This is a genomic window from uncultured Rhodoblastus sp., assembly GCF_903903185.1.
In the GTDB taxonomy this organism is placed as follows: Bacteria; Pseudomonadota; Alphaproteobacteria; order Rhizobiales; family Beijerinckiaceae; genus Rhodoblastus.
In genome coordinates, this window is sequence record NZ_CAIUXT010000239.1 from 1 (window position 1) to 15,631 (window position 15,631).

Genomic DNA, 15,631 nt, shown 5'->3' on the forward strand with positions numbered 1-15,631 from the left:
CCGGAACGCACCAGGTCGCCATCGCCGCGCCCGCCGAGCGCCAGCGAAAAAGCGTCAAGCAAAATCGACTTGCCGGCGCCGGTCTCGCCCGTCAGCGCCGTCAACCCGGCGCCGAAGTCGAGTTCGAGCCGGTCGATCAGGACGATGTCGCGGATCGCGAGCTGGACCAGCATGAATCCCTGTCTCGATTGTCCTCTGGAGCCTTTTCCGTTCCGACAGGCGCCAAAACAAGCTTAGAGCCTTTTCATGTCGCCATGAAACAGGAAAACGAACCTACGGGATGCGGCAGGCGGCGACCCGATCGGGTCAGCCGAGCCCGACTTTCTTGAAGGCCTTGGAAATCCATGAATCCTGATGTTCCTGCGGCGCATAGCCGTCGGACTTCAGGCGTTCGAAGGCTTCCTTGTACCATTCCGAATCGGGATAATTATGCCCGAGCACGGCGGCGGCGGTTTGCGCCTCGTCGACTATGCCCATCGCCAGATAGGCCTCGGTCAGCCGCTCCAGCGCCTCCTCGGCCTCGCGGGTGTTCTGATATTTGAACAGGACCTCGCGGAAGCGGTTGATCGCCGCCGTGTAATTCTGGCGTTTGAGATAATAGCGGCCAATATTCATCTCGTGGCCGGCAAGCTGGTCGCGGGCGACCTGAATCTTGAACCGCGCGTCGGCGACATATTCCGATTTCGGATATTTATCGATGACGATCTGGAAATAGCGGATCGCCTTGGCGATGCGATCCTGATCGCGATGCTCGTCGGGCATGTCGCCGAACAGCGCCATGCCCGCAAGATAGGTGGCGTAGGCGGCGTCGGGCGAATTGGCGTAGAGCGTCGTGTAGCGGTCGGCGGCGGAAACGGTCTCGGTGTAGGAGCCGCTCTCGTAATAGGCGTAGACTTCCATCATCAGCGCCTTGCGCGCCCATTGCGAGAAGGGATATTGCTTCTGCACTTCGGCGAAACGCTTAGCCGCCCCCTCGTAATCCTTTTTTTCCAGCTTGAACAGGGCTTCATTGTAGAGCCGGTCGACGGGCACGTCGGGATCGACCTTCATCTCATATTTCGGCGGACCGAAAGGATTAAGGTCTTCGAGGGAAAAGCTGTGCGCCGCCGGCGCGAAACTGGTCGCGGCGACCGCCGCCGCGACGAAGGCGCGCAATGATTTCAGGCCAATTTCCCTGGTGCTTTTCATACAACCTGCTCGTCATGGAGACGCGCGACGCCACAAGGCTACTTTCGCGCAAAATGCTTCTAGCTCAATACGCCAATCTGCGGAACCCGCGCGCCCGGCTTTCTTCACCGGGCTTTCTTCGCTTGGCTTTCCGAAGCTTTCCGAACCCCTACGAGGCGCCGGACCCTCCCGGGTCGGCGATCAAGAGCTAGCAAAACCGATTTTTTACGGCATTTTTAAGACTGGCGGTTTCGCAACCCGGAGCCTCTGGCCCGGCGCCCGCGCCGATCCGATGTAATGGACCCGTCTTCCGGCGCTCCATCGCGCCAGATCGCCAACTTTTGGCTTCCCGCGAAATCGCCAGCGTTGACGGCGATAGCGTCGCACCGTCAAGGATCATGAATTCTTCACGCCTTCGCTATGTCTTGCGAAAACGAAGGAACTCAATTCCTGGAGAATCGCGCGAGGGCTGCTCAGCTGCGCGCGGGCAGGAAGGCCGGCGAAACGACCATGCCCAAATCGGCGCGGACGCCTTCGCGGGCGGTCTGGACGGCGTCGACGAAGCGATAGGCGGCGCGGTCGGAGAACAGGGCCTCCAGCACCGCGACATTCATCTTGTGACCGCCGCAATAGGAGTGATATTCGCCGATCAACGGCGCTCCGGCCAGAGCGAGATCGCCAACCGCGTCGAGCATCTTGTGGCGAACGAATTCGTCGGAATAGCGCAGGCCTTCCGGATTGAGCACGCGGTCGTCGTCGATGCCGACCGAATTTTCCAGCGAGGCGCCGAGCGCGAAGCCCGCCTGGATCAGCCTTTTGACATCGGAGAGGAAACCGAAAGTGCGGGCGCGGGCAAGTTCGCGGCGGAACGAGGCGGGATCGAGGTCGAGAATCTTGCGCTGGCGGCCGATGGCGTCGCTCTTGAAATCGATCTCGACATCGAGGCGGAAGCCGTTTTCGGCGGAGGATGGGGAAGAGGAACGGGCGGAAGACCGGAAAGGCCGCAATTCGGCGAAGCCTCGGCCCTGTTCGATCCGCACGGTCTTCAGGATCTTGACGAAACGGCGCGACGCGCGGAGCTGGCGCAGGCCGACGCGATCAATCGCCTCGACGAAGGCGGCGGCGGAGCCGTCCATGATCGGAACTTCCGGGCCGTCGACCTCGACGAGGCAATTATCGACGCCGAGGCCCCGCAGGGCGGCGACCAGATGTTCGATGGTGCCGACCATATGCTGGGCGCCGTCGCCGATCACCGTGCAAAGCTCGGTCATGGTGACTTTCGACCAGTTCGCTTCGATGCGCCGGCTGCCGCCATTGGGCAGGCCGCTGCGCAGGAAAACCAGCCCGGTGGAAGCTTCGGCGGGGTTGAGCGCGAGACGGACGGACTTGCCGGAATGAACGCCAATGCCTCCGGAAAGAACGATGCGGTCCCGGAGAGTTGTCTGAAAGCTCGGTTTCATTGGCTATCCGTCGGCTCGCCCCGCATTCGTCGCGGGGTCGTTGCAAAAACGCCCGGGTTGCGCCGTTATCTTGCAGCGCTGGCGCCCGGAGGCGTATGGAACAGACGAGAGACTCGAAGCTCTGCGTGCGCCCTCTATCGAGGCCCAGACAAGCCCTCCGCAAGCCGGCGCGTGACTGTGATTCGCCGATTCGCTTGATCCACCACCGCCACAAAGTACCTTGGCGGGAGAATCGCGCCAAATCACTCTTTCTTACGCGCTTGTTACAAATTCACCATTTTTTCGTCAGACTTGCCTTAATTGAAATTTTACCATACCGGGCCTTGCGTCTTCGATAGCTCAATCCGGCTGACCTACAGTCAAACCGGGGACAGCGGGCCGTCCGTTGCCTCGTTCATTCTTGGACTGCAAAAAACCCGCCTTTGCGGGCGGGTTTTTTCTGTTGTGGATAAATCCTTCAATTCGATCCCGACTGATTCGCGCGCTCAGTTCGACTGGCGGCGCAGGAAGGCCGGAATTTCGAGCTGATCGTCCTCGGCGCGGGTCTGCGAACGTCCTCCGTGCGGTTCCGGCGCGGCCGGGCGCTGGCCCGGCGGGCGTTTGGCGTATTCCGCATGGACGGCGGAGGGATTGGCCTGACGCGGCTGATAGGCCGGCGGCTGGGCGTAGTTCTGCGGGAGCGCCGCCTGCTGCGGAGGCGCCAGCTGAGACTGGGCGGGCGTCCGCTGCGGCGGGGCGGCCGCCGGCTGGGAATGGAATTGCCGCGCCGGGGCGACCGGCTGTTCCTCGGCGCGGCTCATGCCGAACGTGGCGAGCCGCTCCAGCAGAGTGCGGCGGCGGTTTTCGCCCGTCGGCTGCGCTTCCGCTCCCTGCTGGGCGCGAATCAGATTCTGGCCGGGCGCTGGAAAGTCTTCGATCCTAGGCATTTGCACGGCGCGGTAGGGCTGTTCGGGAGCCGGCGGAATGAATTCCGCCTGCAACGGCGCGTCCGGTCGCCGGACCGGCGCCACGGGCGCCTCGTGATAGGCGTGCGCCGGCGCCGGCGCCCGCTTGATCTGCACGTCGTCGTGAAGCGGCGCATAAGCCTGCGGCTGCTGCGCGGCTGGCGCCGCGGGGGCAGGCGCGGCATAGGCGGTCTGCGACGCGGCAGGCGCCGGCGCGGAGAAGCCGGACGGAACCTGGGCCTGTGCGGCCTGAACTTGCGCGGGCTGGGCTTGCGCGGGCGCGACCTGGTCCGGCTGGGGCGCCGGCGCGGCGTAATAGGAATCGGCTTGCGCCGCAGGCGCCGGGGCCCTCGCGAAATTCGCCGCCTCGGCCTGGCGGGCCGCCGCCTGGGCGCGCAGGCGCTCTCCGGCTTCGGCGAGGCGCTGGTCGTTGATGTCGGCGATTCCGGCCGGCTTGTCGATGCCGGTGGCGACCACAGAAACCCGGATGATGCCGTCGAGGCTGGAATCGAAGGTGGCGCCGAGAATGATATTGGCGTCCTCGTCCACTTCCTGGCGGATGCGGCTTGCGGCTTCGTCCACTTCGTAAAGGGTCAGGTCGTTGCCGCCGGTGATCGAGATCAGCAGGCCCTTGGCCCCCTTCATCGACACTTCGTCGAGCAGAGGATTGGCGATGGCCGCCTCGGCGGCGAGCACCGCGCGGCGCTCGCCGGTGGCTTCGCCGGTGCCCATCATCGCCTTGCCCATGTCGCGCATGATCGCGCGGACGTCGGCAAAATCGAGATTGATCAGGCCTTCGCGCACCATCAGGTCGGTAATGCAGGCGACGCCGGAATAGAGCACCTGGTCGGCCATCGAGAAGGCGTCGGCGAAAGTGGTCTTTTCATTGGCGACGCGAAACAGGTTCTGGTTGGGAATGACGATCAGCGTATCGACGGCCTTGTGCAATTCCTCGATGCCGCCGTCGGCGAGGCGCATGCGCCGCGCGCCTTCGAACTGGAAGGGTTTGGTCACCACGCCGACGGTCAGGATGCCCATGTCGCGCGCGGTGCGGGCGATGACCGGCGCGGCGCCGGTGCCGGTGCCGCCGCCCATGCCGGCGGTGACGAACACCATATGGGCGCCGGCAAGATGATCACGGATTTCCTCGATCGCCTCCTCGGCGGAGGCGCGGCCGACTTCCGGCTGCGACCCGGCGCCGAGACCCTCGGTGACCTGAAGGCCCATCTGGATGATGCGCTCGGCCTTGGAACTGGTCAGCGCCTGCGCGTCGGTATTGGCGACGATGAAATCGACGCCGGCAAGACCCGAGGCGATCATGTTGTTGACAGCGTTGCCGCCGGCTCCGCCGACGCCGCACACCATGATGCGGGGCTTGAGTTCGCGCAGTTCAGGCGCTTTCAGATTGATCGACATGTTTGGCCTCTTGTTTAACTGGAACCGAACCCGTACCTGCTTGGCGAATCGGCCTGCGAAAGTCGCAAACCGTGGTGATGGTCAGAAACTTTCCTTGAGCCAACGGCCGACCCGGCCGAAATAGCCTTCCGGGTAGCGCGAAGGCCCCTGCCCCGCGCGGCTCGGCTCGAAATGTTCGACGCCCGAAAATTGCGGATAGATCAGGAGCCCGACCGCCGCCGCGAAGCCGGGGCTTTTCGCCGATTCGGGCATGCCCTGCACGCCGAGCGGCCGCCCCACCCGGATCTGGCCACCGAGAATGCGCCGCGCTGCCTCCGGCAGTCCCGTAAGCTGGCTCGATCCGCCGGCGAGCACGATGCGACTGCCGGAAGTAGCGGGGAAACCCGCCGCCTTGAGCCGGTCGCGCGCCAGTTCGAGAATTTCCTCGACCCTTGGCCGGATGATCCGCGCCAGATGCGATTTCGGAATATGGGCCGGGCTGTCGCCCTCCTCGCCGACCTGCATCACCGACAGCGATTCGCGATCGTCGGAGGGCGAAGAAATGGCGCTGCCATAAAGCGTCTTGAGCCTTTCGGCGTCGCTGAGCCGGGTGTTCAAGCCTCGCGCAATGTCCATGGTGATATGTTTGCCACCAACCGCCACGGCGTCGGCGTGAACCAGCTTGCCGTCGCGAAACACCCCCATGCCGACCGAACCGCCGCCGATGTCGAGCACGGTCGCGCCGAGGATCGCCTCGTCGTCGACGAGAATCGCCAGGCCGGTCGCATAGGGCGTGGCGACCACCGCATCGACGGTCAGATGGCAGCGCTCGATGGCGAGCAGCAGATTGCCGAGGGCGACCGAATCGGCGCTGACGACATGAAGATCGGCGCCGAGGCGCTCGCCCATCATGCCTTTGGGGTCGCGGATGCCGGCGGCGCCGTCGAGCGAAAAGCCGGTGGGCAGGCTGTGCAGCACCGAGCGGCCGGTTTGCGCGGTGCGCAGGCTGGTCGCCTCCAGCACCCGGTGCAGGTCCGCGTCGCCGACGCCGGCGCCGACAATCGGCACGCTGGCGTGAAAATAGGCCGAGCCAAGCCTTCCGCCGACATTGGCGACGATGACGCTTTCGACCTGAACGCCGGCCATGCGTTCCGCCGCGTCCACGGCGAGACGCACCGCGGCTTCGGTCTCCTCCATGTCGATGACCGCGCCGCCTTTTATGCCGCGCGACCGCTGGTGCCCGATCCCCAGGATTTTGGTGCGATGGGTTCGTCCGCGCAGCATGTCCGACGGTTCGGCCGGAATCAATTTGGCGACGAGGCAAACCACTTTCGACGCGCCGACGTCGAGCACGCAGAGAATGGCGCTTTTGCGCGCCGAAATTTTCTTCATGCGCGGCAAGGTCAGGGAGGCGATCATGTGCGCGCTCCCCTGCCGCGGGTTTTCGCCTCGCGCGCCTCCGCCGCCTGTTCGGTCAAGCGGACGTAGATTTTTCCCGCGACGCGCAGGTCCAGCGAAACCACGTCCTTTTCCAGAATGTTTTTCTCCTGTTCGAGCCGCGCCAGCAGTTCGATCGCCTTCTTCGGGTTGGTTTCGGGCAGCAGGACTTCGACGCCCGAGGTCATTTTGAGCGTCCAGCGCCGCTGCGACACCAGAATGCCGGCGCGGATTTTTTCGCGCAGGTCGCCGGAGGCGGCGAGCAGGCCCAAAAATTCGTCGATGCGCAGATTGGCGCCCTCGCCGACGACGAAAGGCAGGCGGGCGAATTTCTCGTCGTGGAGGACGTCGATCGGCGCGCCGTCGGCGGCGACGACCGAGACCACGCCGTCCTTCTGCCACAGGCCATAGGGCTGGCGCTCGACCACTTCGATGACCAGCCGGCCCGGGAACAGCTTTCTGACGCTGACGTTTTTCACCAAAGGCAAGGCCAGAAGCCTTTTGCGCATGTCGTCGACGTCGAGGAACAGCAGCGACTGGCGCGGATTGACGCCTGCGGCTTGCAACAGCTGCGCCTCGCCAAGTTCAATCTGCCCGGCGATGGTCACGGCGTCGACGCCGAAGCCGAGCGCGCGGGCGATGAGATCGCGCGGACGCCCGTACTCGCGCTCGAACGCCGCATATTGGCCGTTGGCCTTCGCGCCATGGAGGCCGACGCCGGCGAAAAGCCCGACCGTCAGCACGAGGCCGAGACCCGGAAGGGCGAGGAATTCCGCGCAGCGGCGCCAGAAGCCGTCATTCTGGCGGATGCGCTTGCGTTGGGCGGCTTTTTCAATTCCCGGACGACGTTTTGCCGCCGCCGGGGCGAAGGAAGACGCGGCGGCGAAAGTCCGGGGAGCCGGTGCGGCGGCAAAAAAGGCGCGCGGCGCCGCAAGGGCTGGATCCAGCCCGTTTACCGGTCGCAGGAGGCGTCGTCCACCATCCATCTAACAAGCTCACCGAACGTAATACCGGCAAAAGCGGCCATTTCGGGCGCGAGCGAGGTCTCCGTCATTCCGGGTTGAGTATTGACTTCCAGAACGACGAGTTCGCCCGTACCCTCCGGGCGATCGTCGTAACGGAAGTCCGTTCTGCTTATGCCCCGACAACCGAGCGCCCTGTGCGCCTTGAGAGCTAACTCTTGAACCTTTTGGTAAATATTTCCTTTAACTTTTGCCGGAAGTTCGTGAATTGATCCTCCGGGGGCATATTTTGAGTCGAAATCGTACCATTCGCTCGAAAGCGATTTGATCTCGGTGACGCCGAGGGGCCGTTCGCCGAGCACGGCGCAGGTCAATTCGCGTCCGGCGATGTATTTTTCGGCCAGCATGAGGTCGCCATGCGCCCAGTCCGCGCGCAGCAGTTCCTGCGGCGGATGCGAAGTTCCCTGCTTGACGATGAACACGCCGTAGGAGGAGCCTTCCGACACCGGCTTGAGCACATAGGGCGGCGGCAGCACATGGGCCTTCGCCGCCTCGAACCGCGTGACCACCTTGCCCTCGGGCGCCGGGACGCCGGCGGCGGCGAAGATGATTTTCGCCTTGTCCTTGTGAGCGGCGAGCGCCGAGGCCAGCACGCCGGAATGGGTGTAGGGGATTCTCAGGATTTCCAGCACGCCCTGGATGATCCCGTCCTCGCCGCCCGGCCCATGCAAGGCGTTGAGGGCGACATCGGGCTTGAGCCCCGCCAGCACTTGCGCGATGTCGCGTCCGACATCGACGCGGCTGACGACAAAGCCCTCGCCCTCAAGCGCCTTCGCGCAGGCCTCGCCGGATCGCAAGGATACGCCGCGCTCACTCGAAAGCCCGCCCATAAGAACCGCGACATGTCTGATCATTTGTCGTCCCTTCAGCCGCCGTCATTGCGAGGAGCGTGAGCTCCGAAGCAATCCTGAAGCCGCACGCCGGGTCTGGATTGCTTCGCTCCGCTCGCAATGACGGCGCGTATTGATCAGGCTTTCACGCCGATCCGCTTGATTTCCCATTGCAACTCGACGCCGGTCGCGGCCTTGACCCTTGTCCGCACCTCGTCGCCGAGATTTTCAATGTCGGCGGCGGTGGCCGCGCCGCGATTGATCAGAAAATTGCAATGCATCGGCGACACCTGCGCGTCGCCGACGACGAGACCCCGGCAACCGGCCCGGTCGATCAATTGCCAGGCCTTTTCACCCGGCGGATTCTTGAAGGTCGAGCCGCCGGTCTTTTCGCGGATCGGCTGCGATTTTTCGCGCGCCTCGGTGATCCGGTCCATTTCCGCCAGAATTTCCGCCGGGTCGCCGGGCCGCCCCTGAAACAGCGCGCTGGTGAAGATGATATCTTCCGGCGCCGTGCTATGCCGGTAGCTCATGCCAAGTTCATCCACCTTGAAAATTCGGATATTTCCCGACCGATCGACGCCCCGCGCGGAAATCAGCACGTCTTTGGTTTCCCCGCCATGGGCGCCGGCGTTCATCCGCAAAGCCCCGCCGATGGAGCCGGGAATGCCCCGCAAAAACGCCAGCCCGTCGATGCCGGCCTCCGCCGCCGCGCGGGCGACGCGCATGTCCGGCGCGCAGGCTCCCGCGCGCAACATCGAACCGGATTCGACCGCGATTTCGCCGAAAGCCTTGCCGCCGAGCCGGATCACCACGCCCAAAACGCCGCCGTCGCGCACGATCAGGTTGGAGCCAAGCCCGATGGTCGTGACCGGAACGTCCCCCGGCAGGTTTTGCAGAAAATATGCGAGGTCGGCCTCGTCGGCCGGGCTGAAGAAGGCCTGCGCCGGACCGCCGACGCGAAACCACGTGAAGGGCGCGAGCGGCTGGTCGCCGACCAGACGCCCGCGCAGATCGGGCATTTTCGCCGCCAGAGCGCTGGCGAGATCGCCCAGAACCTCGGTCATGCAAAAACGCCTTCGAGCCAGTCGCGAAAAAGAACTTTTCCCGCCGCCGCCGTCGCCGCGCCGAAACGCGCCGTCTCGGCGCGGATCTCCCGCGGATCGATCCCCGCCTTGCCCAGTTCGACCGTGTGGCCGATCAGCCAGGCTTCCAGCGCGGCAGGCTCGACCTCAGCATGAAATTGCAGCGCCAGCCCTTGCGACCCCAGCGCAAAAGCCTGATGCGGGCAAGCGGAGGTGAAGGCGAGGTTTTGCGCGCCCTCGGGAAGTTCGAAATTATCGCCATGCCAGTGCAGGACGTTGACGCCCGCGAGCGCGGCGAGCGGCGAGGCGCGGCCGGCTTCGGTCAGGCTCAGCGGCGCATAGCCGATTTCCTTGGCCGGCCCCGGCGCGACTTTGGCGCCTAGCGCCGCCGCCATCAATTGCGCGCCAAGGCAAATGCCAAGCGTCGGCCCGTTTTCGCGCAGCCGCGCGGCAATGGCGGAAATTTCCTCGACCAGAAAAGGATAGGCCTCTGTCTCGTAGACGCCGATCGGTCCGCCAAGCGCGACCAGCAGGTCGCAACCGGCGATTTCCGCCGTCGGCAAAGGCTCGACGCCGATCTCGCACAGGCGCGTCTCGAAGCCGAAGTCCGGCAGGATTTCGGCCAGCGCGCCAAGCCCCTCGAAAGCGACATGGCGCAGGACGAGGCAGGATCTGGCGCTCATGCCGCGTCCCTGTTCGCAAGCTGGCCCGGCAGGGCATAGGCCCATTGGGTGATGTTGCCGGCGCCGAGCATCACGACATAATCGCCGGGCCTTGCAAGCTCGCGGATCAGGCCGGGCAGGTCGTCGGGCTGGGACAAGGCGATGACCTGGCGATGGCCATGGGCCTTGATCGCCGAAACCAGCGCATCCTTGTCGATGTGCGGGATGGGCGCCTCGCCGGCGGCATAGACATCGGCGACGATGACGCAATCGGCGTCGTTGAAACAGGTGGCGAACTGGTCGAACAGGCTTTGCAGCCTTGTGTAGCGATGCGGCTGCACCACGGCGATGACCTGATTTTTGGTGGACGCCCGCGCCGCGCGCAGCACGGCGGCGATCTCGACCGGGTGATGGCCGTAATCGTCGAAAATGCTCGCGCCGTTCCATTCGCCGGTGCGGGTGAAGCGGCGCTTGACGCCGCCGAACGCCGCCAGCCCCCGGCGGATGTCCTCGACGCTGACGCCCAGTTCATAGGCGACGGCGATGGCCGCCGTGGCGTTGAGCGCATTGTGATGGCCCGGCATGGGCATGACCAGATCGTCGAGCGCGCACTCGCGCCCGTGCAGCCGGTCGCGGATGGTCACATTGAAGCGCGACGCGCCGCCGGAAAGGTCGATATGGGACAACAGCACGTCGGCCTGCGGATTTTCGCCATAGGTGATGACGCGGCGGTCCTCGATCTTGCCGACCAGTTCCTGCACCGTGACATGATCGAGGCACATGACGGCGAAACCATAGAACGGCAGGTTTTCGACAAAGGCGCGAAAAGCCTCCTTGATGGCGTCGAAGGTCTTGAAATGGTCGAGATGCTCGGGGTCGATATTGGTCACCACGGCGACGTCGGCGGGCAATTTGAGGAAAGTGCCGTCGCTCTCGTCCGCCTCGACCACCATCCATTCGCCAAGGCCGAGCTTGGCGTTGGCGCCATAGGCGTTGATGATGCCGCCATTGATCACGGTCGGGTCAAGCGCGCCGGCGTCGAGCAAGGTCGCGACCAGCGAGGTGGTCGTCGTCTTGCCATGGGTGCCGGCGACCGCAACGCATTGCTTGAGCCGCATCAGTTCGGCGAGCATTTCCGCCCGGCGCACCACCGGCAGGCGCCTCTCGCGCGCCGCAGCCAGTTCCGGGTTGTCGCGCCGGATCGCGGTCGAGACCACCACCACCGCCGCCTCGCCGAGGTTTTGGGCGTCATGGCCGATGAAAATACGCGCGCCCTTATCGCGCAGGCGCTTGACATTGGCGTTGTCGGCGGCGTCGGAGCCCTGCACGTCATAGCCGAGATTGAGCAGGACCTCGGCAATGCCCGACATGCCGATGCCGCCGATCCCGACGAAATGGATGGAGCCCAGATGCGACGGCAATTTCATGGAAAACACTCCAAAAGCGAATTGCGGCTCTAAAGCGATTACAGGCCGGCGGCCTCGATCGCCAGATCGGCCAGCCTTTCGGCGGCGTCAGGAATGCCCGCGCTCTTGGCCGCTTGCGCGCGCCGCGTCAAGTCCCCCGGGTCGTCGAGCGCTTTGGCGAGGCGTTGCGCCAGCCAGTCCGGGGTGAAGGCGGTCTGGCGGACGACTTCCGCCGCGCCGGTCCGGGCGAGATGCGCGGCATTGGCTGCCTGATCGGCGTCGAGCGCATGGGGAAAGGGAACCAGAATCGACGGCCTCCCGATCGCCGCCAGTTCCGACACGGTCGAGGCGCCCGAACGCCCTATCGTCAGATGGGCCCGGGCGATGCGCAGCGGCAGGTCGGTGAAAAACGGCTCTATTTCGGCCTCGACCTGCAACCGCGCATAGGCGTCGCGCACCCGCGCCAGGTCTTCGCCGCGCGCCTGCTGGACGATGGCGAGCTTTTCGCGCTGCTCCTTCGACAACAACGCCACCGCCTCGGGCACGACGTCCGACATGATTCGCGCCCCCTGCGAGCCGCCAGTGACCAGCAGCCGCAGCTTGCCCTCGGCAAAGCCGGGATAAGGCCGGGCGGCCGCCTCCAGCACCGCCGGGCGCAGCGGATTGCCGACATGAACGACGCGGGCGGCGAGATTTTGCGGCAGGCCGTCGATCTGCGGAAAGCCGGAGGCGATGATCTTAGCGCGCCGGCTCAAAAACTTGTTGGCGCGGCCCATCACCGCGTTCTGCTCGTGCAAAACAAGCGGAATGCCGCGTAAAGATGCGGCCAGCGCCGGCGGCACGGTCGGATAGCCGCCAAACGACACCACCGCGCGCGGCTTGATTTGCCCAAGCAGCGCATAGGCCTGACCCACGCCGAGAACAAGCTTGAGTCCCGCCCGGGCCTTGGCGAGGGCCGAGCCGCCCATCGGCGTCGCCGAGGCGATTTCATGAATGGCGTCGGCGGGAAAGTCCCTGCCGTAATTCAGCGCCCGCTCGTCGGTGGCGAGTTCCACCCGCGCCCCGCGCTTGTTCAAGGCGACCGACAGCGCCTCGGCGGGAAACAAATGGCCGCCGGTGCCGCCGGCGGCGACGAGAATGAGATTATCCGTTTGCATCGCGCAGGCTTTCACTCGGCGGGGGCGGCAACAGGCCGTTCGGCAGCCGCCGCATTGGCGCTCCGGTCGAACAGGATTTCCGAACGCGGCCGTTTCCGCGTGACGGCGATAAGAAAGCCCATGCCGATGCCGAGCGAGATGAGCGACGAGCCGCCATAGGAGATAAACGGCAGGGTCATGCCCTTGGCGGGCATCAGATGAAGATTGACCGCCATGTTGATCGAGGCCTGGATCCCGAACAGCAGCGCCAGTCCCGCCGCCGCGAAGCGGCAGAACGGGTCCTCGTTGACCGCCGCCTTGAGCAGGCTTCGCAACACCACGAAGGCGAACAGCGCGACAATGACCATGCAGAACAGCAGGCCGAATTCCTCGCCCGTCACCGCGAAGATGAAATCGGTATGGGCGTCGGGCAGGATGCGCTTGAGCGTCCCCTCGCCCGGCCCCCGGCCGAACCAGCCGCCGGAAATGAAACTGTCGAGCGCGGTATCGACCTGAAATGTGTCGGCGACGCCGCCGCTCTGGCCGGGGTCGATGAAATGCAGGATGCGCGCCCGCACATGGGGCACGAATTTATAGGCGACGATCACCGCCGTCGCGGCGAAGCCGCCAAGGCCGGCGATCCAGAACCAGTGCAGTCCCGCCATGATCAGCATGATGCCCCAGACCAGCGACACCAGCATGGTCTGGCCGAAATCGGGCTGCAGCACCAGCGGAACCACTGTCGCCGGCAGCAGAAGCAGCGCCAGCCAGTTGCCCGGCACGTCGCGGCGCCGCGCGCCCTCGGAAATCGCCCAGGCGGCCAGCACCACGAAAGCCGGCTTGACGAATTCCGACGGCTGGACGCCGAAAATCCAGCGCCGCGCGCCCTTGACCTCATGCCCGAAAACCAGCGCAGCGAAAACCAGCGCCATCGCGCCGATATAGCCCAGCAGCGCGAGGCGGCGCACCTGGCGCGGCGTCGCGAAGGAAATGCCGAGCATCAGCATCACCGAGGGGACCAGAAACTCTACCTGCTTGTTGACGAACTGGAACGGCGGCAGGTGTAGACGGTCGGCCACCGGCGGACTGCCTGCCATGACCAGCACCAGACCGAGCACGATCAGGGCCGCGATAGCGGCCAGAAGCCAGTGATCGACGGTCCACCACCAGCCGGCGACCGCCGAACGCTCCGCGCGCGAAACCATGGAAGTAACTCCTTCTATTTTCGCGTTCGCTCCAGACCAATTCTCACCATCGAGAACCGGCCCGGCCGTTGAAATACAATTGGCGCCGCCCCCACCCTTCGAGACGCCCGCTTACGCGGGCTTCTCAGGATGAGGGCTAACGTCTGGGCTATTGGTCCCCTCATGGTGAGGAGCAATGCCGCAAGGCTTCGCGTCTCGAACCATTGGGGACCAAAAAGCCCGATCTTTTCGCCTCGGGGCCGCCCCACGCTCTTTCAAAACAGCGCGCCCTGCTCGCTTGCTTCTTCCAGCAAGGCTTTGACCTGTTCGCGGAACGCGTCGCCGCGTTGCTCGAAATTGGCGAATTGATCGTAGGAAGCGCAGGCCGGCGACAGCAGCACCACCGGTTCGGGCGCCTCGCTTGCCGCCGCGTCGCGCGCCGCCGAGGCCACCGCGACTTCCAGCGTCGAGCAAAGCTCGAAGGGAACCGCGCCTTGAAGCGTCGCGGCGAAATCCTCCGCCGCCTCGCCGATCAGATAGGCCTTCCTGATGCGCCCGAACCAGGGCCGCAGCGGCTCGATGCCGCCTGCCTTGGCTCTTCCCCCGGCGATCCAGAAGATCGCGTCGAAACTCGCCAGCGCCTTTTCCGCCGCATCGGCGTTGGTGGCCTTGCTGTCGTTGACGAACAGCGCCGCGCCGCGCTTGCCGACCTGCTCCATGCGATGGGCGAGGCCGGGGAAGGAGCGAAGGCCGAGCCCGATCTCGTCATGCGGCAGGCCGATCCGTTCGCAGGCGGTGAAAGCCGCCGCCGCGTTCTGGCCATTATGCGCGCCGCGCAGGTTTTGCGCGCGCGAAAGATCGAACAGGACTTCTTCGAGCGTTTTCAGCGCCGGCAGAGCGAAGGCGCGGCGCAACCGGCCCGACTCGCAACAGATGGTGGCCAAAGCATGGGGACGGCTGTTGGCGACGCCGACCACCGAGCGCCCGGCCTGTTTGAGCCCCTGAAATATCGCCTCGCACCAGTCGTCGTCGCGCCCGACAATGGCGAATTCCGAAGCCGAGACCAGCCTTTGCTTGATCGCAGCGTAATTTTCCATCGCGCCATGGCGGTCGAGATGGTCCGGCGTCAGGTTGAGCAGCAGGCCGATGCTCGGATCGAGCGAGGGCGCGAGATCGATCTGGAAGGTCGAACATTCGATCACATGGATGCGGTCGGGCGAGGGCGGATCCAGTTCGAGGATCGGAACGCCGATATTGCCGCCCATCTGCACATCCAGCCCGGCCTCGCGCAAAATATGGGTGATCAGCGCCGTGGTCGTGCTCTTGCCATTGGTGCCGGTGATGGCGATCAGCGGCGCGCCGGGCGCGTGCAGGGCGCGTTCGCGGCAGAACAGCTCGATGTCGCCGATGATCTCGACGCCGGCCTGGCGCGCCAGTTCGACGCTCCAATGCGGGATCGGATGGGTCAGCGGCACACCGGGCGAGAGCAGCAGGGCGGCAAAATCCGGCCAAAGCGCCTCGCGCAGATCGACCGGGACAAACCCTTCCGCTTCGGCCCTTTCGCGCGAGGCCGGGGCGTCGTCCCAGACGGAAACCATCGCGCCGCCGGCTTTGAGCGCCCGCGCGGTGGCGAGGCCGGAGCCGCCGAGGCCGAACAGCGCGACATGCTTGCCGGAAAATGAGGTGACGGGAATCATCAGCGCACCTTCAATGTCGTGAGGCCGATCAGGGCGAGAACGAAAGCGACGATCCAGAAGCGCACCACCACTTGCGGCTCGGACCAGCCCAATTGCTCGAAATGATGGTGGATCGGGGCCATTTTGAACACGCGCTTGCCGGTCAGCTTGAACGAGGCGACCTGGACGATGACCGAAAAGGCCTCCATCACGAACAGGCCGCCGAC

The 15,631-nt window shown here is 65.0% G+C and carries 13 protein-coding genes and 1 pseudogene; all 14 read right to left on the minus strand.

Features of this window, described 5'->3' with window-relative positions; translation table 11 throughout:
- A partial coding sequence (locus QZY01_RS22005) for an AAA family ATPase (protein WP_294541568.1) occupies positions 1-173 on the minus strand: 173 nt, incomplete at its 3' end.
- 133 nt (positions 174-306) lie between these two features.
- On the minus strand, positions 307-1,188 hold the full coding sequence (locus QZY01_RS22010) for an outer membrane protein assembly factor BamD (RefSeq protein WP_294541515.1): 882 nt from the start codon (positions 1,186-1,188) through the stop codon (positions 307-309).
- A 452-nt stretch (positions 1,189-1,640) separates the two neighbouring features.
- Positions 1,641-2,627 (minus strand): UDP-3-O-acyl-N-acetylglucosamine deacetylase, encoded by a 987-nt coding sequence (gene lpxC, locus QZY01_RS22015; protein ID WP_294541518.1) that lies wholly within the window; start codon positions 2,625-2,627, stop codon positions 1,641-1,643.
- Positions 2,628-3,112: 485 nt separating this feature from the next.
- Complete coding sequence (ftsZ, locus tag QZY01_RS22020) at positions 3,113-4,987, minus strand: cell division protein FtsZ (RefSeq protein WP_294541521.1); 1,875 nt, start codon at positions 4,985-4,987, stop codon at positions 3,113-3,115.
- Positions 4,988-5,068: 81 nt separating this feature from the next.
- Entirely contained in the window at positions 5,069-6,385 is a 1,317-nt protein-coding gene (gene ftsA / locus QZY01_RS22025; protein WP_294541524.1) for a cell division protein FtsA, read from the minus strand.
- A complete protein-coding gene (locus QZY01_RS22030; protein WP_294541527.1) occupies positions 6,382-7,389 on the minus strand; it encodes an FtsQ-type POTRA domain-containing protein in 1,008 nt (335 codons plus the stop codon). Before QZY01_RS22030 ends, ftsA begins: the two co-directional genes overlap by 4 nt.
- The gene (locus QZY01_RS22035; protein WP_294541529.1) at positions 7,356-8,279 is read right to left on the minus strand and encodes a D-alanine--D-alanine ligase; all 924 of its coding nucleotides are present in this window, start codon (positions 8,277-8,279) and stop codon (positions 7,356-7,358) included. Before QZY01_RS22035 ends, QZY01_RS22030 begins: the two co-directional genes overlap by 34 nt.
- A 113-nt stretch (positions 8,280-8,392) precedes the next feature.
- A complete protein-coding gene (gene murB / locus QZY01_RS22040; protein WP_294541533.1) occupies positions 8,393-9,322 on the minus strand; it encodes a UDP-N-acetylmuramate dehydrogenase in 930 nt (309 codons plus the stop codon).
- The gene (locus tag QZY01_RS22045) at positions 9,319-10,023 is read right to left on the minus strand and encodes a glutamine amidotransferase (protein WP_294541556.1); all 705 of its coding nucleotides are present in this window, start codon (positions 10,021-10,023) and stop codon (positions 9,319-9,321) included. The genes murB and QZY01_RS22045 overlap by 4 nt, the downstream gene beginning before the upstream one ends.
- Entirely contained in the window at positions 10,020-11,429 is a 1,410-nt protein-coding gene (gene murC / locus QZY01_RS22050; RefSeq protein WP_294541559.1) for a UDP-N-acetylmuramate--L-alanine ligase, read from the minus strand. The genes QZY01_RS22045 and murC overlap by 4 nt, the downstream gene beginning before the upstream one ends.
- Positions 11,430-11,467: 38 nt before the next feature.
- Positions 11,468-12,565: an undecaprenyldiphospho-muramoylpentapeptide beta-N-acetylglucosaminyltransferase gene (murG, locus tag QZY01_RS22055; protein WP_294541562.1), complete on the minus strand. Its 1,098-nt coding sequence runs from the start codon at positions 12,563-12,565 to the stop codon at positions 11,468-11,470.
- An 11-nt stretch (positions 12,566-12,576) separates the two neighbouring features.
- Positions 12,577-13,749 carry a putative peptidoglycan glycosyltransferase FtsW gene (locus QZY01_RS22060; protein WP_294541564.1) on the minus strand — a complete coding sequence of 391 codons (1,173 nt, stop codon included), beginning with the start codon at positions 13,747-13,749 and terminating at the stop codon, positions 12,577-12,579.
- A 254-nt stretch (positions 13,750-14,003) separates the two neighbouring features.
- Entirely contained in the window at positions 14,004-15,425 is a 1,422-nt protein-coding gene (gene murD / locus QZY01_RS22065; RefSeq protein ID WP_294541566.1) for a UDP-N-acetylmuramoyl-L-alanine--D-glutamate ligase, read from the minus strand.
- Positions 15,425-15,631, minus strand: a pseudogene (gene mraY, locus QZY01_RS22070) (phospho-N-acetylmuramoyl-pentapeptide-transferase); the annotation flags it as partial. The pseudogene mraY and the gene murD, both read right to left, overlap by 1 nt.